This is a genomic window from Rhodococcus sp. AZ1, from assembly GCF_054979605.1.
Genome location: NZ_JBUEQF010000010.1, coordinates 1 through 18543, shown reverse-complemented (window position 1 = coordinate 18543; position 18543 = coordinate 1). Strand labels below are relative to the sequence as shown.

The 18543-nt window shown below is 68.8% G+C and carries 19 protein-coding genes and 1 tRNA gene; 10 read left to right on the top strand and 10 right to left on the bottom strand.

Features of this window, described 5'->3' with window-relative positions:
* Positions 1 to 11: 11 nt before the first annotated feature.
* Complete coding sequence (locus tag ACY48E_RS13200; protein WP_462872668.1) at positions 12 to 1628, bottom strand: peptide ABC transporter substrate-binding protein; 1617 nt, start codon at positions 1626 to 1628, stop codon at positions 12 to 14.
* Positions 1629 to 2087: 459 nt separating this feature from the next.
* On the opposite strand from ACY48E_RS13200, the gene acs reads away from it, so the two are divergent.
* From acs to ACY48E_RS13185, 3 genes are all read left to right on the top strand, one after another.
* Positions 2088 to 4040, top strand: a complete 1953-nt coding sequence (gene acs / locus ACY48E_RS13195) for an acetate--CoA ligase (RefSeq protein ID WP_462872667.1) — start codon at positions 2088 to 2090, stop codon at positions 4038 to 4040.
* Between the two features lie 72 nt (positions 4041 to 4112).
* Positions 4113 to 4622, top strand: a complete 510-nt coding sequence (locus tag ACY48E_RS13190) for a phage holin family protein (RefSeq protein WP_462872666.1) — start codon at positions 4113 to 4115, stop codon at positions 4620 to 4622.
* Entirely contained in the window at positions 4619 to 5560 is a 942-nt protein-coding gene (locus ACY48E_RS13185; RefSeq protein WP_462872665.1) for an alpha/beta fold hydrolase, read from the top strand. The genes ACY48E_RS13190 and ACY48E_RS13185 overlap by 4 nt, the downstream gene beginning before the upstream one ends.
* 14 nt (positions 5561 to 5574) lie before the next feature.
* Here the strand turns inward: ACY48E_RS13185 and ACY48E_RS13180 are convergent, their stop codons facing one another.
* Genes ACY48E_RS13180 through nth form a run of 4 tightly spaced genes read right to left on the bottom strand, consistent with a single transcriptional unit; the run spans position 5575 to position 8811 of the window.
* Positions 5575 to 6765, bottom strand: coding sequence for a MarP family serine protease (locus ACY48E_RS13180; RefSeq protein WP_462872664.1), 1191 nt, complete (start codon positions 6763 to 6765; stop codon positions 5575 to 5577).
* Complete coding sequence (locus ACY48E_RS13175; RefSeq protein WP_462872663.1) at positions 6762 to 7463, bottom strand: NUDIX hydrolase; 702 nt, start codon at positions 7461 to 7463, stop codon at positions 6762 to 6764. The genes ACY48E_RS13180 and ACY48E_RS13175 overlap by 4 nt, the downstream gene beginning before the upstream one ends.
* Complete coding sequence (locus ACY48E_RS13170) at positions 7460 to 8128, bottom strand: TlpA family protein disulfide reductase (protein WP_462872662.1); 669 nt, start codon at positions 8126 to 8128, stop codon at positions 7460 to 7462. Before ACY48E_RS13170 ends, ACY48E_RS13175 begins: the two co-directional genes overlap by 4 nt.
* The gene (gene nth / locus ACY48E_RS13165) at positions 8125 to 8811 is read right to left on the bottom strand and encodes an endonuclease III (protein WP_462872759.1); all 687 of its coding nucleotides are present in this window, start codon (positions 8809 to 8811) and stop codon (positions 8125 to 8127) included. The genes ACY48E_RS13170 and nth overlap by 4 nt, the downstream gene beginning before the upstream one ends.
* Positions 8812 to 8976: 165 nt before the next feature.
* Here nth and ACY48E_RS13160 point away from each other — a divergent pair, with 165 nt between their 5' ends.
* On the top strand, positions 8977 to 9252 hold the full coding sequence (locus tag ACY48E_RS13160) for a hypothetical protein (RefSeq protein WP_462872660.1): 276 nt from the start codon (positions 8977 to 8979) through the stop codon (positions 9250 to 9252).
* Between the two features lie 171 nt (positions 9253 to 9423).
* Positions 9424 to 10098, top strand: coding sequence for a Crp/Fnr family transcriptional regulator (locus tag ACY48E_RS13155; protein ID WP_462872659.1), 675 nt, complete (start codon positions 9424 to 9426; stop codon positions 10096 to 10098).
* Between the two features lie 14 nt (positions 10099 to 10112).
* Here ACY48E_RS13155 and ACY48E_RS13150 read toward each other — a convergent pair whose 3' ends face one another.
* From ACY48E_RS13150 to ACY48E_RS13140, 3 genes are read right to left on the bottom strand one after another with little or no spacing between them, the layout of a single operon-like run.
* Entirely contained in the window at positions 10113 to 10898 is a 786-nt protein-coding gene (locus ACY48E_RS13150; RefSeq protein ID WP_462872658.1) for an MBL fold metallo-hydrolase, read from the bottom strand.
* On the bottom strand, positions 10895 to 11362 hold the full coding sequence (locus tag ACY48E_RS13145) for a RidA family protein (RefSeq protein WP_462872657.1): 468 nt from the start codon (positions 11360 to 11362) through the stop codon (positions 10895 to 10897). Before ACY48E_RS13145 ends, ACY48E_RS13150 begins: the two co-directional genes overlap by 4 nt.
* Position 11363: 1 nt before the next feature.
* The gene (locus ACY48E_RS13140) at positions 11364 to 11528 is read right to left on the bottom strand and encodes a hypothetical protein (RefSeq protein WP_462872656.1); all 165 of its coding nucleotides are present in this window, start codon (positions 11526 to 11528) and stop codon (positions 11364 to 11366) included.
* Positions 11529 to 11558: 30 nt separating this feature from the next.
* On the opposite strand from ACY48E_RS13140, the gene ACY48E_RS13135 reads away from it, so the two are divergent.
* Together ACY48E_RS13135 and ACY48E_RS13130 are read left to right on the top strand one after the other, a co-directional pair.
* Positions 11559 to 12581, top strand: a complete 1023-nt coding sequence (locus ACY48E_RS13135) for an ArsA-related P-loop ATPase (protein WP_462872655.1) — start codon at positions 11559 to 11561, stop codon at positions 12579 to 12581.
* Complete coding sequence (locus ACY48E_RS13130; RefSeq protein ID WP_462872654.1) at positions 12578 to 13693, top strand: ArsA family ATPase; 1116 nt, start codon at positions 12578 to 12580, stop codon at positions 13691 to 13693. The genes ACY48E_RS13135 and ACY48E_RS13130 overlap by 4 nt, the downstream gene beginning before the upstream one ends.
* A 50-nt stretch (positions 13694 to 13743) precedes the next feature.
* Here ACY48E_RS13130 and ACY48E_RS13125 read toward each other — a convergent pair whose 3' ends face one another.
* Complete coding sequence (locus tag ACY48E_RS13125; RefSeq protein ID WP_462872653.1) at positions 13744 to 14064, bottom strand: WhiB family transcriptional regulator; 321 nt, start codon at positions 14062 to 14064, stop codon at positions 13744 to 13746.
* 251 nt (positions 14065 to 14315) lie between these two features.
* Between ACY48E_RS13125 and ACY48E_RS13120 the strand changes: the two genes are divergently transcribed.
* Positions 14316 to 16709, top strand: coding sequence for a penicillin-binding protein (locus tag ACY48E_RS13120; protein WP_462872652.1), 2394 nt, complete (start codon positions 14316 to 14318; stop codon positions 16707 to 16709).
* Between the two features lie 40 nt (positions 16710 to 16749).
* Here ACY48E_RS13120 and ACY48E_RS13115 read toward each other — a convergent pair whose 3' ends face one another.
* Positions 16750 to 17226: a GatB/YqeY domain-containing protein gene (locus ACY48E_RS13115; protein WP_462872651.1), complete on the bottom strand. Its 477-nt coding sequence runs from the start codon at positions 17224 to 17226 to the stop codon at positions 16750 to 16752.
* Positions 17227 to 17295: 69 nt separating this feature from the next.
* Here ACY48E_RS13115 and ACY48E_RS13110 point away from each other — a divergent pair, with 69 nt between their 5' ends.
* Complete coding sequence (locus ACY48E_RS13110) at positions 17296 to 18246, top strand: metallophosphoesterase (protein ID WP_462872650.1); 951 nt, start codon at positions 17296 to 17298, stop codon at positions 18244 to 18246.
* 17 nt (positions 18247 to 18263) lie between these two features.
* Positions 18264 to 18337: transfer RNA gene (locus tag ACY48E_RS13105), tRNA-Pro, on the top strand.
* Positions 18338 to 18543: the final 206 nt, after the last annotated feature.

The following is an 18543-nucleotide window of genomic DNA, read 5'->3' as shown; positions in this document are numbered from 1 at the left end:
GCCGGTGGGTGCTACTTGACGGTGACGTCCGCGACCTCGATGTCACCGAAGCCGTCGATCTTGACGTTGCTCACCCGGTCGCTCCACACGGCCTGGTTCAGACCGTAGAACAGCGGCGCGGCGGGCAGCTCACCGAGGAGTAGATCCTCCGCCTTCTGGTACTCGGCGGTCGCCGCGTCCACCGACGGCGCCGCGTTGCCCTGCTGGAGCAGAGCATCGAACGCCGGGTTGTCGTGGAAGGTGGCGTTGGACCCGGCGGGCGGCAGCGCCGCCTTGCTGTACAGCGGGGACAGGAAGTTGTAGATCGACGGGTAGTCCATGATCCAGCCGGACCGGAACGGACCCGTCATCCCCTTCTGATCCTGCAGGGGCAGGTACTGCGCGAACTGAAGGTCGCCGCGCAGGTTGTACTGCAGTCCGAGGTTGGTGCGCAGCTGGTTGCCCACCGCCGTCATCCACTGGTCGTGGCCGGCGCCGGCGTTGAACCACAGATCGATCGGCTTGCTGCGGTCGAACCCTGCCTCGTCGAGGAGCTTGTTCGCCTCGGCGACGTTGAGCGTGCAGGTCTGACCACACGCGCCCTTGCGGTACCCGCTGACCACGGGCGATGCGTACGAGTCGGCCGGCACGCGGGTGTTGGTGAAGATGGCCGAGGTGATCGCCGCGCGATCGATGCCCATCGAGATCGCCTTGCGCACGCGCGGATCGGCGAAACGCGGGTCGTACGTGGGGAATCCGAGGGAGGTGATGTCCGGGCGCGGGCGCTCGGTGTAGCGATCACCGAAGGTGGTCTTCGCGCTGGCGTAGGCGTCCTGCGGGAGATCGAGCTGGATGTCCAGCCCGCCCGCCTGAACGTCGGTGTAGCCGGTGGCGATCTCGGTGTAGACGCGGAACTCCACGCCCTCGGCCTTGGCCTTGTTCTCACCCGAGTAGTTGTCGTAGCGGGTCAGCTTGATGCCCTGACCCTGCACGAAGTCCTGGTCGGCCTTGAACGGCCCGTTGCCCACCGGACGCTTACCGAATGCGGTGGGGTCGGCGTAGAAGGACTCGGGCAGCGGGTAGAAGGCGGTGTAGCCCAACGTGATCGGGAAGATCGCGAACGGGTTCTTGAGCTTGACGGTGAACGTGGTGTCGTCGACGACCTTCAGACCCGAGAGCTCGGTGGCCGCCGGCTTGGCGTCCTTGGGTGCCTGCAACTGGTCGTACCCGTCGATGTTCTCGAAGAAGTACGACGCTCCGTACGCATTGGTGCTCAGAGCGTTGTAGCTCCAGGCCTTGGTGTACGAGGAGGCGGTGACCGGGGTGCCGTCGTGGAAGGTCCAGCCCGGCTTGAGCTTGATGGTCCAGTTGATGTTGTCGGTGGACTCCACCGACTGCGCAACGCCGTTGTACTGCAACGAGTTGTCGGCATCGCTGTAGGTGACCAGCGGGGTGAACAGAGCCTTGAGAACCTGGTTGCCCTCGCTCTCGGTGGTGTTGCCGGGAATGAGTGGGTTCTCCGGCTCGCCGATGTAGACGCTGAACGAGCCACTGCCGGACGTGCTCGAGCTCCCGCCACCGCAGGCCGCCAGCACGCCTGTCGCTGCCACGAGGACAGCGGCGATCGCCGCTGCTTTTCTGATTCTCACGTGCGCTGTTCCTCCAAGGTGAAGTCCGTGCACCGCGGGTGGCGGGGCACGGTCGACGAGCGGACCGTCCGGCAGCGGTGGTGACGCTGCGGGGCCCGGATAATGGCTCGACTGTAGACACAGGTTGTGCACAATGTCGCCAGTCGCTACAAAAACGCGACCCGGCCGCGGGTCCGGAAATATGACCGTAACCTCCGCGGGCGAAAGCTACCGGTCCGACAGCCGGACAGCCGTGCTGCGCGAGAAGAACATACCTCTCGACCGAGCGAAGTCACCGCCCGTCGCAGGCCCGGGACCGATCGGCGCAGCGACAACCGCGATCGGCCGATGCGACGGTGCGATCGCCATCACACGTGACTACCCTCACAACCAGCGTCGGGACGCTCTCTCGGCGCACGCGCAACGGTACGCACGCGCAACGGTACGCACGCGCAACGGAACGGAAGAGGGCTCGCAGACATGACCGACACGGTGACCGGACACGACCACCAGGCCTCGTATCCCCCGAGCGCGGAGTTCGCCGCCGCCGCCAACGCCGGGCCCGAGATCTACGAGCGGGCCGCAGCGGACCGCCTCGGATTCTGGGCCGAGCAGGCGCGGCGCCTGCACTGGCACACCCCGTTCACCGAGGTGCTGGACTGGTCCGACGCACCGGTCGCCCGGTGGTTCGGCGACGGCACCCTCAACGTCTCCTACAACTGCGTCGACCGGCACGTACTCGCCGGCAACGGCGCCCGTGTGGCCATCAACTGGGAAGGAGAGCCCGGTGACAGCCGGGCGATCACCTACGACGACCTGCTCGCGGAGGTCTCACGCGCTGCCAACGCCCTCACCGACCTCGGCCTCGTCGCCGGCGACCGCGTGGCGATCTACATGCCCATGGTTCCCGAGGCCATCGTCTCGATGTTGGCGTGCGCGCGCCTGGGACTGACCCACAGCGTCGTCTTCGCCGGGTTCTCGGCCACCGCGCTGCGCTCACGCATCGACGACGCGCAGGCCAAGCTGGTCATCACCACCGACGGGCAGTGGCGGCGCGGCAAGGCCGCCTCCCTCAAGGACGCCGTGGACGAGGCCGTCGGCTCCGGCGACGGCGCCGCGCAGTCCGTCGAGCACATCCTCGTGGTGCGGCGCACCGGCATCGAGGTCACCTGGACCGACGGCCGCGACCTGTGGTGGGACGAGGTGGTCGACGTCGCCTCCCCCGAGCACACCGCGCAGGCCTTCCCCGCCGAGCAGCCGCTGTTCATCCTCTACACCTCCGGCACGACCGGTAAGCCCAAGGGAATCATCCACACCTCCGGCGGCTACCTCACGCAGGCCTCCTACACCCACCACTACGTCTTCGACCACAAGGCCGGGGCCGACGTGTACTGGTGCACCGCCGACATCGGCTGGGTGACCGGGCACTCGTACATCGTGTACGGACCGCTCTCCAACGGGGTCTCCCAGGTGGTCTACGAGGGCACCCCGAACTCGCCCGACGAGCACCGGCACTGGAACATCATCGAGAAGTACGGTGTCACCATCTACTACACGGCGCCGACGCTGGTCCGCACCTTCATGAAGTGGGGCCGCGAGATCCCCGACGCCCACGACCTGTCCACGCTGCGTCTGCTCGGTAGCGTCGGCGAGCCGATCAATCCCGAGGCATGGCGCTGGTTCCGGGACGTGATCGGCGGCGGTCGAACCCCCATCGTGGACACCTGGTGGCAGACCGAGACCGGCGCCATCATGGTTTCCCCGCTGCCCGGCGTCACCGCCGCCAAACCCGGATCGGCGCAGACCCCGCTACCGGGTATCTCGGCGAAGATCGTCGACGACGACGCCAATCCTCTCGGCCCCGGCGGCAACGGATACCTGGTTCTCGACGAGCCGTGGCCGTCGATGCTGCGTGGGATCTGGGGCGACATGGAGCGCTACAAGGACACCTACTGGTCGCGCTACGCCACCGAGGGGTGGTACTTCGCCGGCGACGGCGCGAAGTTCGACGACGACGGCGACCTGTGGATCCTCGGCCGCGTCGACGACGTCATGAACGTCTCGGGCCACCGGATCTCCACGGCAGAGGTGGAGTCCGCGCTGGTGGGGCACCCGTCCGTGGCGGAGGCAGCCGTGGTCGGCGCGGCCGACGAGACCACCGGACAGGGCATCGTGGCGTTCGTGATCCTGCGCGGCGGAGTCGAGAACACCGGCGACGCACTCGTCGACGAACTCAAGGCCGAGGTCTCCCGGGAGATCTCGCCGATCGCGCGGCCACGCCAGATCACCGTGGTGCCCGAGCTGCCGAAGACGCGCTCGGGCAAGATCATGCGACGCCTGCTGCGTGATGTGGCCGAGGGCCGCGACCTCGGTGACACCTCCACGCTGGTCGACCCGGCGGTGTTCGAGGCCATCTCGGCGGCCGCACGGTAGGGGCCCACGTCGACCGCTAGTGTGAGTCGCACGGCCCGCCCCGGCCGCCATCGACCGAAAGGTTCAACAGTAGTGAGCAACAACCGGGACCTGCCCTCGTCGAGCGTCTCGATCCCGCTCTCCGACCCCGATGTCCATGCACCGGGGACGGCGAGTATCGGCACACTGGTCAAGGACGCCACCGCCCAGGTCTCGACGCTGGTGCGCGCCGAGGTCGAACTCGCCAAGGCCGAGGTGACGGGCGAGGTCAAGAAGGCTCTGCAGGGCAGCGTGCTGTTCATCCTGGCGCTCGCGGTTCTGGTGTTCAGCGCCTTCTTCTTCTTCTTCTTCCTGGCCGAGTTGCTCAACGTGTGGCTGGACCGGTGGTTGGCATTCCTGATCGTCTTCCTGTTCATGGTGGTGTTCGCGGCCGCACTCGCGTTCGTCGGATGGTTGCGCGTGAAGAAGCTGCGCGCGCCGACCAAGACCATCGAGTCGCTCAAGGCCACCTCGTCGCTGATCCCCGGTTCGTCCGACGAGGCCTCGAAGATCTCCGGTCCGATCACGTTCGACAAGAAGCTCGACGTCGACCTTTCACGGTGACGCGGTCGGCGGGAGCGCCGGACCCCTCCACCGTCCGATACGACGGCGAGTGGCAGCACCTCGACGTGCACGCCAACGGCATCCGGTTCCACGTTGCCGAGGTGGGCGGACCGGACCGTCCACTGGTGGTGTTGCTGCACGGCTTCGCCGACATCTGGTACTCGTGGCGCAACCAGCTGGCCGCCCTCGACGCGGCCGGTTACCACGCGGTGGCCGTGGATCTACGCGGGTACGGCGACACCGACAAGCCACCGCGTGGTTACGACGGGTGGACCCTGGCCGGTGATGTGGCCGGGTTGATCCGGGCCATGGGACACAGCTCCGGCACGCTGGTCGGGCACGCGGACGGCGGTCTGGTGTGCTGGGCGGCGGCAGCGCTGCAGTCCCGCTACGTCGAGGCCATCGCGTTGATCAGCTCACCGCATCCGGTGGCCCTGCGGCGGCGCACGATCGTCGACCCCGCGCAACGCGAGGCGCTGCTCGGGCCGTTCCTGCGACATCAAGTACCGCGCCGCGCCGAGGCCGCGTTGATCGCCGACGACGGCGCCGCGGTGGAGACGATGATGCGAGACCGGTCGGGCCGCTCGTGGCCCCGCACCGCCGATTTCGCGGACACGACGCGCAAGCTTCGCTCGGCCATCCAGATCCCGGGTGCCGCGCACAGCGCGCTCGAGTACCAGCGGTGGGCGTTCCGCAGCCAGTTCCGCGCGGAGGGGCGGCGCTTCGTCCACGCGATGGACCGCCGCCTCGACATCCCGGCGCTGCACCTGCACGGTGCGCGCGATCCCTACGTGCTGGCCGGCACCATCAGCTCCGACTCCACCTGGGCCCCGTCGATGCAGTTCCACACCCTCGACGAGATCGGGCACTACGCACACCAGGAGGCACCCGACGCGGTCGACGAGATACTGCTGAACTGGCTCGCCCGGGGTCGCTGACGTACCGGGGACCCTCAGACCACGCAGCTGCCGGTGCCGACGGGAACGCTCGCGGTGCGCCCGCGCTCGAGCTCGTCGGCAACCTCCTTGCCCGTCAGCACGAAGCCGGTGTCGGAATTGTCGACGGCCGCACCGAACACGACGCCGAGCACCTGGCCGTCGGTGGTGACCAGCGGTCCGCCGGAGTTGCCCTGACGAATGCTGCCGCGCACGGTGTACACCTCGCGGTTGACGGTGCCCGTGCGGTAGATGTCCGGTCCGGTGAGGTCGAGCGTCTCGCGCACTCGCGCCGCCGCCGCGGTGTAGGGACCGCCGCCGGGGTAGCCGAGCACGATGGCGTCGCTGCCGGATGTGGCCGGGGTGGAGGCGAACGGGATCACGGGCACGGTCAGTCCCGGCACGGCGAGCACGGCGATGTCCTCGAGCGGATCGAAGAGCACCACGTCGGCGTCGAGTGTGCCGTCGACGGTGTCGACCTTGACGGTCGAGGTGCCCGCGACCACGTGCGCGTTGGTCATCACCCGTTCGGGGGCGACCACGAAACCCGACCCTTCCAGTGCCTTCTGGCAGCTGCGCGCCACACCGCTCACCCGCAGGACACTCTTCTGCAGGTCGGCGGAGACGGGCAGGCTCAGGATGTTCCCGTCGGGTGGGGGCACCTCGGCCACCGGGGTGCGACCGAACGGGCCGATCACGTCCGGCAGTCCGGAGGTGTCGAGCAGCGCGGAGAACTCGTTGGGCACCTCGCGCATCCACTCCGGTGCCAGGGAGTCCACGGTGGAGAGCACCGTCGACCCGCGCACCGCGGCCGAGACCTCCTGCTGGGACGACGCGGTCAGCGGTATCGCCAGCAGCCACGCCGCCACCAGCACCGCAACCGCCTGCAGAATGGCCCCGGTTCCACTGTCGAGCGATCGTGCGAGGCGGCTGTGGATACCGCTGCGGAGCGCGCGGCCGAGCACCATCCCGGCGATCTCACCGATCACCACGAGCAGAACGATCATGCCGATACCCACCAGCACACGGGGGCGGGTGCCGTCGATGTGGGTGAGAACCCGCGGGGCGAGCAGAATGCCGGCGACCGCGCCGAGCACCACACCCAGGAACGCGAAGAACGAGGCCACCGCACCCTGACGCCACCCCGACGCGGCCGCGACCAGGGCGATCACCACGACGAGGACGTCGAGGATGTTCGAGCCTGTCATCTGGTTCCCGTCTCCCGTGCCCACGCCACCGCGGCGGCCGCCTCGTCGAAATCTCGGACGTCGGTGACGTCCCACTCCCGCGTCCACCCGAACGCGTCGAACAATCCGGCCAGAACTCCGGCCGTGAAGCCCCACACGAGCATGCCGTCCACCTCGAAGGCGGGGCTGCGGTATCCCAGCCGGTGCCGCACCACGTAGCGATGCGCCGGATCGAGCAGGCTGCGTAACCGTACCCTCGCCACGCGGGCCGTCTCCGCCGGATCCATCGGCTGCAACTGCCCGGGGTGCGCCGACCAGGCGATCACCGGTGTCACATCGAAGCCGGACGGCGGCACGAAGATCGGGTCCAGCGTGGCCAACGGACGCACCACGGACGGGTCCAGACCCGTCTCCTCCTGCGCCTCGCGCAGCGCGGTGTGCACCGGACCCTCGTCGCCGGGATCGACGGCGCCGCCGGGGAAGGCGATCTGCCCGCTGTGCTGGCGCAGCGACGAGGACCTCTCCGTCAGCACCACCTCCGCGTCGGCAGGAACGGCGACCGATTCGGCCGCGCCCCCGCACAGCAGCACCAGCACCGCGGCCGGACGCGCGATCACGCCGTCGGGAACGCGACGCTCGGGGACGGGGTTCGGGCCGAGGATCGCCGCGAGGTCGACGGGCGCGGTGACCGGGGCGAGCCAGCCGGGGAGAGCGCTCACACCCGCACCCCCAGGAAGGTTGCGACGGCGTCGGCGATCTGGTCCTCGGACTCGAACGGCTGAGCCAGCACGCGCGCGACGCTGCCGTCGGCGCGCAGCAGCACCGACACCGGGAGCACGCTGGGGGCACCGACCGCCGCTGCGACGGATGTGCCGGAGTCCTGCACACCGGGTAGGCGAACCCCGAGGTCCGTCAGACGCGTCAGCGCGTTGTCGGTGCGTGGGTCCTCGTGGACGGTGAGCACCGTCAGCGCCCCGCCCGCCCTGGCGGCGAACCGATCCAGGACGGGTAGCTCGGTGGCGCACGGCGCGCACCAGTAGGCCCACAGGTTCAGCACCGCGGGGCGCCCGGCCAGCGCCGCGGCGAGGTCTACGCGGGAGCCGTCACCGAGGCAGTCGAGCGCGATGCCGGCCAGCGGACCGGCTGGGGTGACGCCCGCGGCCGGAACCGGGCACGCCCGGAGGGCCGCAGCTGTGCGCAGGGGCGCGAGAGCGGCGTCCGAGACCGGCGAGGGCGCGGCCGTCGCCGACGCTTTCGAGTTCAGGAAGTCCTGATACGACGACGTGGCCGGGGCATCCCGACCACGCGGCCACAGGGCCACCACCAGCGCGATCACCACCACCAGCGCTGCCAGGGACCACCGCGTTGCCGCCGAGCGGCTCACGTGTCGATACCCGCGAGCGAGAGCAGGTGGGCGGCCTCGGGACCCTTGACCAGAGGGGCGGCGGCAGCCGGGTCGGTGGGCCCGGCCCCGTACGACGGGCAGTCGCGGGCGAGCACGCAGATCCCGCACGCAGGCTTGCGCGCGTGGCAGACGCGCCGGCCGTGAAAGATCACGCGATGTGAGAGCAGGGTCCATTCATTGCGCTCGATGAGCGCGCCGACCGCGTGCTCGACCTTGACCGGGTCCTCCTCCGCCGTCCACCTCCACCGACGCACGAGGCGCCCGAAGTGCGTGTCCACGGTGATTCCCGGGATGTCGAAGGCGTTGCCCAGCACCACGTTCGCGGTCTTGCGGCCGATACCCGGAAGCGTCACCAGCTCGTCGAGGGTGTCGGGAACCTCCCCGTCGAATCGTTCGAGCAGTGCCTGACCGAGCCCGATGAGGGAGGTGGCCTTGTTGCGGTAGAAGCCGGTGGAGCGGATGTACTCCTCGAGTTCGGTCCGGTCGGCCTCGGCGTAATCGCGGGCCGTGCGGTATCTCGCGAACAGGGCCGGTGTCGTCTGGTTGACGCGCACGTCCGTGCACTGGGCGGACAGGATGGTGGCCACCGCCAACTCGAGGGGGGTGGTGAAGTCGAGTTCGCAGTACACGTGCGGGAACGCCGTCGCGAGAGTTCGATTCATCCGACGCGCCCGGCGGGTCAGCCCGAGCGGGGTCTCGTCATCGCGTGTGCGCACCTGCAAAGTCTACGGAAGAGCCCGACACCGACCCGCCGACGGCGACACTGTTACCTACTGCGTGGTAGCACCGTGTTCATTTCGAGACCTCGGTGGTGTTCACTGTTCCCCATGCAGGCACTCGCGGTGGTCCTCTTCCCCGTCATGTTGATGCTGTTCGCTCTCGCGATGGAGAGAGTCGAATCCCGGTTGAAGAGGATCGCGGTCCGCGAGCACGACGTCGAAGAGTTCCTCGATGCGGCCAGCAGCTCCGATGTCGCCGCGCTCGCCGCGGACGGATTCCCCAGTGCACTCGATCGCTTCAATCGCAGACGCGAGCGGCGCATCAGCGAGAACAGCGAGAAGTCCGAGGTTCTGCTCGACGACGCCAACCGTCGCGCCAGCTGATCGGCACTGCTCGCCGCGAGCCCGCGGCGGGGCGAGAATTTGGCCGAGTTGCCGCGCAGATCGCTGTCCGAACAGCACCGGGGACGTAGACTTCTGACAAGATCACCTGTCGGGAAAACAGTGACTGTCGGCATATCGGCCGAGTTCGTGCCGAATTCGTAAGGAGAACACGTGGACGAGGTTCTGGCACGCGCCGGTATCTTCCAGGGAGTCGAGCCGTCGGCGGTGTCCGCACTGGCCAAACAGCTACAGCCCGTGGACTTCCCGCGCGGGCACGTGGTGTTCAACGAGGGCGAGCCGGGCGATCGGCTCTACATCATCATTTCCGGCAAGGTCAAGCTCGGACGCCGCTCCCCCGACGGCCGCGAGAATCTGCTGACCATCATGGGCCCGTCCGACATGTTCGGTGAGCTCTCCATCTTCGACCCGGGGCCCCGCACCTCGTCGGCCACCACCGTCACCGAGGTGCGCGCGGTGAGCATGGACCGCGACGCGCTCAAGTCGTGGATCGATCAGCGGCCCGAGATTGCCGAGCAGTTGCTCCGGGTGCTCGCACGCCGCCTGCGCCGCACCAACAACAGCCTCGCCGACCTCATCTTCACCGACGTCCCCGGACGCGTCGCGAAGGCGCTGCTGCAGCTCGCCCAGCGGTTCGGCACCCAGGAGGCCGGTTCGCTTCGGGTGACCCACGACCTGACGCAGGAGGAGATCGCACAGCTGGTCGGCGCGTCCCGCGAGACGGTGAACAAGGCTCTCGCGGACTTCGCACACCGCGGGTGGCTGCGTCTCGAGGGCAAGAGCGTGCTGATCTCGGACTCCGAGCGCCTCGCCCGCCGGGCGCGCTGAACTTCCGTACGTGCTCAGCCCCGCAGGTACTCCAGCTGGGCGCGCACGGACTGTCGCGCCGCAGGCCAGAGCCTGATGTCGACATCCGCGTACACCCGTCGCACGATCGCCGTCGCCGATGCGGTGGGCCCCAGCTCCGCCAGAGCAGCCCGGATCTGATCGAGCCGCTCCTCCCGGTGCGCGCGGTAGGTGCGTGCCACCTCGGCGGTGTCGGGTAGGTCGGGTCCATGACCGGGCAGGACAGTACGGCCGGCGCCCACCCCGGCGAGCCGATCGAGCGAGGTGAGGTAGCTGCGCAACGAGCCGTCGCGCCCGTCGAGCACGCTCGTACCGTGACCGAGGATGGTGTCCCCGGTGACCACGGCGTCGTCGAGTACGAAACTCACCGAGTCCGCCGTGTGCCCCGGGGTGTGCAGCACCGAAAGTTCGAGACCCGCCGCGTCGATCACCTCACCGTCCGCGAGTGGGGCCGCGTCCCGCACGAAGCGCGTGCCCACCGCCCGCACGGGCGCACCGGTGCGCGAGTACAGACCACGAATACCGGCAGTGTGATCGGCGTGCCGATGGGTGATCAACACCAGCTCCACCGGACCCTGTGCGGCAACGAGATCGAGGTGGGCCTTGGACCGCGGACCCGGATCGACAACGATGCACGACCGGTGACCCGGCGCTCGCAGAATCCAGGTGTTGGTGCCCTCCAACGTCATTCGGCCGGGATTGTGGGCCAGAACGACCGACGCGGACTCGGTGACCGCGCGCAGCTGCCCGTACGCCGGGTGCTCGGGCAGCGATTCGCTCACGGGGTGACTTCGACGATCAACTCCACCTCGACCGCGGCGCCGAGGGGCAGCGCCGCCACCCCGACGGCGGACCGTGCGTGCCGACCGGCGTCGCCGAAGATCTCACCGATGATCTGTGAGGCGCCGTTGACCACTGCGGGCTGACCGGTGAAATCTGCTGCGGAGGCCACGAATCCGACCACCTTGATCACCCGGACCACCGCGTCGATCCCGACCAGATCGTGCACCGCCGCCAGCGCGTTGAGCGCGCACGTGCGCGCCGCCGCCGCGGCCTCGTCGGCGGTGACGTCGACACCGACCACCCCGGCAGTGGTCACTCGACCGTCGACCATCGGCAACTGCCCGGAGGTGTACACCAGGGTGCCGGTGCGCACCGCGGGCACGTACGACGCGAGCGGAGCCACCACCGGTGGGAGCGCGATCCCGAGCTCGGCGAGACGCTCGGTCGCGGTGATCTCGGTCATGTCAGCCCTTCGGCCGCTTGAAGTACCCGACCAGCTGCTCGGGGCTGGCGCCCTGCATGACCGTGACGAGTTCCCACCCGTCGGCCCCGAAGTTGTTGAGGATCGCTGTGGTGTTGTGGATCAGCAGCGGTGCGGTGAAGTACTCCCAGGCGGTCGATTCGCTCATGCGGACAACCCTAGTGGCTACGCTGGCGAGGTGTCCTCGACTCCCACGTCCGCCGCCACGTCGACCGGTTGGCCCACCGCAGCGCAGCGCGCGCGTCTGCACTACGTCTCGGGTAAGGGCGGCACCGGTAAGTCCACGGTCGCCGCCGCGCTGGCGCTGGCACTGGCCGCCGGAGGACGAAAGGTTCTGCTGGTCGAGGTGGAGGGTCGCCAGGGCATCGCCCAACTCTTCGACCATCCCCCGCTGGAGCCGGTGGAGACCAGGATCGCCGCGGCAGACGGCGGCGGCGAGGTGTTCGCGCTGGCCATCGACATCGAGACGGCGTTCCTCGAGTATCTGGACATGTTCTACAACCTCGGGTTCGCGGGCCGGGCGATGCGGCGCGTGGGGGCCATCGAGTTCGCCACCACCATCGCCCCCGGCCTTCGCGACGTGCTCCTGACCGGCAAGGTCAAGGAGTGCGCGGTCCGCACCGACAGCACCGGCAAGCGGGTGTACGACGAGATAGTCGTCGACTCACCCCCCACCGGCCGCATCGGCACCTTCCTCGACGTGACCAAGGCGATGGCCGACCTCGCCGGCGGCGGGCCGGTGCGCGGCCAGGCCGAGGGCGTGGTGAACCTGCTGCACTCCGACGCCACGGTGGTGCACCTGGTGACTCTGCTCGAGGCACTCCCGGTGCAGGAGACGGTCGACGCGGTGGCCGAACTGCGTGCGGCGGATCTGCGCGTCGGCACGGTGATCGTCAACCGCACGGGCGCCTCGTACCTACCGCCGGAGGACCTCGCGGACGCCGCCGTGGGCACGATCGACGCCGCCGCCGTGCAGGACGGGCTCACCGCGGCAGGACTGACGCTGTCCGAGAGCGACTTCGCGGGCCTGCTCACCGAATCCATCCAGCACGCAGCAGTTCTCGCGACCCAGGTCACCAGCGCCGAGGCGCTCGACGAGCTCGACGTCGCCCGCATGACCCTGCCCGCCCTCGCCGACGGCATCGACCTCGGTGGTCTGTACGAACTGGCCGCACACCTGACCGAACAGGGCGTGAAATGAGCTCGCATCTCGATATCGGTGCCATCCTCGACAACCCGTCGTCGCGGGTGGTGGTGTGCTGCGGCTCGGGCGGCGTCGGCAAGACCACCACGGCGGCGGCCATGGCGATGCGCGCTGCCGAGCGCGGGCGCAAGGTCGTGGTGCTGACCATCGATCCGGCCCGCCGTCTCGCCCAGGCGCTCGGCGTGGGCGAGCTGGACAACAACCCGCAGCCGGTGACGTTGGGTCCGGGCGCGACGGGCGAGTTGCACGCGATGATGCTGAACATGCGGCGCACGTTCGACGAGATGGTCATCGAGCACTCACCGCCGGAGAAGGCACAGCAGATCCTGGACAACCCCTTCTACCAAACCGTGGCGTCGTCGTTCTCGGGCACGCAGGAATACATGGCCATGGAGAAGCTGGGCCAGTTGGTCACCAGCGGGACCTGGGACCTGGTGGTGGTGGACACCCCACCCTCGCGCAATGCGCTGGACTTCCTCGATGCGCCGCAGCGGCTGGGGTCGTTCCTCGACGGGCGGATGATCAAGCTGCTCATGGCACCTGGCCGCGGCATCACCCGGGTGGTCACCGGGGTGGTGAGCCTGGCCATGCGCGGGGTGGCCACGGTGGTGGGCGGTCAGATGCTGCTGGACGCGTCGGCTTTCGTGCAGTCACTGGACTCGATGTTCGGCGGGTTCCGCGAGCGGGCCAAGCACACCTACGACATGCTGCGACGCGAGGGCACCCACTTCCTGGTCATCGCCTCGGCCGAGCCGGACGCGTTGCGCGAGGCGTCGTTCTTCGTCGACAGGCTCGGTTCGGAGAACATGCCCCTGGCGGGGCTCGTGCTCAACCGGACGCATCCCACGCTCAGTGGTCTCTCGCCGGAGACCGCCGTCTCGGCGGCGGAGCGGCTCGAGGCCGACGGATCGCACCCGCTCGCCGCGGGTGTCCTGCGGGTCCATGCCGAGCGGGCGACCACGGCCAAACGCGAACTGAGCCTGCTGCGGCGGTTCACCGCAGCGCACCCGACGGTGGCCGTGGTCGGGGTTCCGTCGCTGCCGTTCGAAGTATCGGATCTGACCGCTCTGGGAGCGGTGGCCGACCAGCTCACCGCAGTGGGCGACTGACCGGCACGATTGCTCCGAGAAAGACCGTCAGGTGCTCTGATGCGGCGCAGTCAGGCGCTCTGGTGTTGGCGCTGGGCCTCGAAGAAATCGGCCCACGACACCACGTCGGGGTGCTGCTTGATGAGGGCGCGTCGCTGACGCTCGGTCATACCGCCCCACACACCGAACTCCACCCGGTTGTCGAGGGCGTCCGCGCCGCACTGCATCAGAACCGGGCAGTGGCGGCAAATGGTCGCCGCCTTTCTTTGCGCGGCGCCGCGCACGAACAGTTGGTCGGGATCGACACCGCGGCACCTCGCCTGCGAAACCCAGGCGATCCGCGCCTCCGCCTGGTTGACGTCCACTGCCGCGTGCACCGTCGCTGACTGCATGGATAGACCCCTTACTTGCGTCCCGATGAGCGTCGGCCTCGCGGGCCGACACCCCGGATGCTGCTGGGCTCGGACAACACACCGAGCTGCGCGGCACCCCACTTTCCTGCGTGATTGTTAGCTGAATCACAGCATGACCGTCAATCTAGGGTAAAGGTCGCGGCCGGTGCAAGACGGGAGGTCTGTTAGAGCTACGAACCGGTTCCCGGCGCGGTTGTTCGCAGGGGGGTTCGCGCACGTACGCTGTTCTCGTGTCAGTAGGAAAAACAGTCGCCAAGCTCGCAGGATGCTCCGTTCTCGCCGGTGCCCTCGTCGCCGGTGTCCTCTTCCCCCTCGCGGGCGGATTCGGATATGCGTCCAACAAGGCGGCAGACACAGTCGACAACGTCTCGGCAGAACTGGTCGAGGGCGCTGTCCCCGCCGTCTCCACCATGGTGGACGCCGCGGGCAACCCGATCGCATGGCTGTACGAGCAGCGCCGTTTCGAGGTGCCCAGCGACAAGATCTCCAACGAGATGAAGCTGGCCATCGTCTCCATCGAGGACCGCCGCTTCGCCGAGCATCAGGGCGTGGACTGGCAGGGAACTCTGCGCGCGTTCCTGACCAACACCACCAGCGGACAGGTGCAGCAGGGCGCCTCCACCATCGATCAGCAGTACGTGAAGAACTACCAGCTGCTGGTGGTCGCCAAGACCGACGCCGAACGCCGCGCCGCCATCGAGACCACCCCGGCGCGCAAGATCCGCGAGATCCGCATGGCTCTCACCCTGGACAAGAAGCTCACCAAGGACGAGATCCTCACCCGGTACCTCAACCTGGTGCCGTTCGGTAACTCCTCCTTCGGCATCCAGGACGCTGCGCAGACCTACTTCGGCATCGACGCCAGCGCGCTCAACCTCACCCAGGCCGCGATGCTGGCCGGCATGGTGCAGAGCTCGTCGGCGCTGAACCCCTACACCAATCCGCAGGGCGTTCTCGAGCGTCGGAACACCGTGCTGGACACGATGATCCAGAACATCCCCGCTCGCGCCGACGAGATCGCCGCCGCCAAGCAGACCCCTCTCGGGGTGCTCCCGCAGCCCAAGACGCTCCCGCGCGGCTGCATCGCGGCGGGCGACCGGGGCTACTTCTGCGACTACGCGCTGCAGTACCTGGCCAAGGCCGGAATCAGCAAGGACCAGGTGGATCGGGGCGGCTACCTGATCCGGACCACCCTCGATCCCGTCGTGCAGAACTCCACGGTCGCGTCCCTGGCCGACAACAGCTCCCCGACCCTCGACGGCGTCGCCACGGTGATGAACGTCGTTGCCCCGGGCCAGGACTCGCATCGCGTCCTCGCCATGGGCAGCTCGCGCGCGTACGGACTCGACGGCGGCGCAAAGCAGACGGTCCAGCCGCAGCCGTACTCACTGGTGGGCAACGGAGCGGGCTCGATCTTCAAGATCTTCACCACCGCGGCGGCCATGGAGAAGGGGCTCGGAACCAGCGCCGTGCTGCAGGTACCCGCGCGGGTGGAGGTCAAGGGCCTCGGCAGCGGCGGCGCGGCCAACTGCCCGCCCAACACCTACTGCGTAACCAACGCCGGGTCCTACCCGGGCTCGCTGTCGGTACCCGATGCACTCGCACAGTCGCCCAACACGGCCTTCGTCAAACTCATCGAATCGGTCGGCGTGACCCCGACGGTCGACATGGCGGTTCGGCTCGGCCTGCGCTCCTACACCGCCCCCGGCACGGCCGGACAGGGCGACGACCAGAGCCTCGCCGACTACCAGAAGCAGCAGAACCTCGGCTCCTTCACCCTCGGCCCCACCTACGTCAACCCGCTCGAGCTCTCGAACGTGGCCGCGACCATCGCCTCCGCCGGCAAGTGGTGCCCACCCACCCCGATCGACTCGATCTTCGATCGGAACGGCAAGCCTGTGCCGATCACCCAGGAAGCGTGCAACCAGGTGGTCGATCCGGGGCTCGCGAACACCCTCGCCGTCGCGATGAGCAAGGACGACCAGCGGGGCGGAACGTCCGCCGCGTCCGCCGGATCCGTCGGCTGGAACCTGCCGATGTCCGGCAAGACCGGCACCACCGAATCACACCGCTCGTCGGGCTTCCTCGGCTTCACCAATCGCTACGCCGCGGCCGTCTACACGTACGGCGATTCGCCCAATCCCAGTGAAATCTGCTCGTACCCGCTCCGACCGTGCGGCTCCGGCAACCTCTTCGGTGGAAACGAACCCGCACGGACGTGGTTCGAGGCGATGAAGCCGATCGCGACCAACTTCGGCGACATCGCCCTGCCGCCCGCCGACCCGAAGTACGTCAAGGGATCCGCCAACGGTCAGGTGCCCAACGTCGTCGGTCTGAGCCAGTCGGCGGCCACCGCTCGTCTGCAAGCGGTGGGCTTCGGTGTCCAGGCCGTCACCAGCGCCGGGTCCGCACCCGCCGGAACCGTGGTCGGTGTCTCGACGTCCGGGTCGGCGGTTCCCGGCTCCACCATCACCATCACGGTCAGCGACGGATCGGTGCCCGCAGCGCCGCCACCCGGTGCGCCGATTCCCGTTCCGGGGTTGCCGGGTGTGACGATCCCGGCCATTCCGGGACTGACGGTGCCGGTGGCGCCGGCGCCGCCAGGACCGCCGCCGGGCAACTGACCCGGGGCGCCCGCGGCAGCCGCGCCTCCTGCTGTCGCTCTTACTGCAGTCGCGCCTTCACCGCGGCGGAGAGGCGAGCGCCGTCCGCTCGGCCACCGACGCTCGCCTTGGCGAGCTTCATCACCTGACCCATCTGGCGGACGGTCGGCGGCTCACCCAGTTCGCCGGCAACGGTCGAGATCGCCTCGCCCACGGCGGCGTCGAGTTCGTCGTCGGTGAGCGGGGTGGGTAGGTACTCGGCGATGATCGCGGCCTCGGCGTTCTCCGTCTCGGCGAGTTCGGCGCGGCCGTTGTCGGTGTAGATCTGCGCCGACTCCGCCCGCTTCTTCGCCTCCCGGGCCAACACGGTCTGCACGTCGTCGTCGGTGAGGTCGTGAGCGGCCTTGCCCGAGACCTTCTCGGTTCCGATCGCGGCGAGGAGCATGCGCAGCGTCGCGGTTCGACGTGTGTCCTTGGCCTTCATCGAGGTGGTCAGGTCGGCCCGCAGGCGCTGTTCGAGTTCGCTGGTATCGGACATGGCCCCCACGGTATCGGCCGCACAGTTTCGGTGGTGCGGGACCGGTATCGCCGCCGGTACGATCGGGCCATGTCCGGCACCCGAAATCGCGTCGCTGCCGCCGCCGTCGGCTCCGCTGCTGCAGGGATCGGCTACGCCACCCTCATCGAGCGCAACGCCTTCACCCTGCGCGAGGCCACGATGGCGGTGCTCGCCCCCGGCTCGAACCCGGTGAAGGTGCTGCACCTGAGCGACCTGCACATGCTGCCCGGCCAGCGGCTCAAGCAGAACTGGCTACGCGAACTGGACGGGTTGGCCCCCGACCTCGTGGTCAACACCGGCGACAACCTCTCCCACGCCAAGGCCGTCCCGGCCGTCGTGCAGGCGCTGGGCAACCTCCTCGCACGTCCCGGGTTGTTCGTCTTCGGCTCCAACGACTACTTCGCCCCGCGGCCGAAGAACCCGCTCAAGTACTTCCGCAAGAACCACAAGCGCGTGCTGGGTGACCCGTTGCCGTGGCAGGACCTGCGCGCAGCGTTCACCGAGCGCGGGTGGCTCGACATGACGCACACCACCCGCGAGATCAGCGTGGGAGGTATCCGAATCGCCGTCGCCGGGGTCGACGATCCACACATCAAGCGCGATCGCTACGACACCATCGCCGGTGCACCCGACCCCTCGGCCGACCTCACGCTCGGGCTCACGCACTCGCCCGAGCCGCGTGTGCTCGATCGGTTCGCCGAGGACGGCTACGACCTGGTGCTCGCCGGTCACACTCACGGTGGCCAGCTGTGTCTGCCGTTCTACGGCGCGCTGGTGACCAACTGCGAGATCGATCGCTCGCGTGTGAAGGGCCCGTCGCGCTGGGGGGCCCACACCCAGCTGCACGTGTCGGCCGGCATCGGGACCTCACCGTACGCTCCGTACCGCTTCAACTGCCGCCCGGAGGCCACTCTCCTGACCCTGGTGCCGTCGAGCCACTCCCGTTCCGATACCACCGCTGAACAGGGCGTTTCGCGCTCGGAAGCGGTGGTGCGTTAGAGTTCGGTCTGAGATCACGGGGTGTGGCGCAGCTTGGTAGCGCGCTTCGTTCGGGACGAAGAGGTCGTGGGTTCGAATCCCGCCACCCCGACTCGTGGTTGAGACACGAAACAAACCCCGACCAGGGACAACCTGGTCGGGGTTTTCTCGTTTCCGGGCACGGCGGGACCGCGTTCCACCGACGTCAGAACGGGGGTGGGTCGTGTGGGGTGGGTGTGTGGAGGGCGTCGAGTGCGGCGCGGTTGTGGGCGCGTTGGGTGCGGCGGCGTGCGTGTTTGTCGGCGAGGCGGCTGCGTC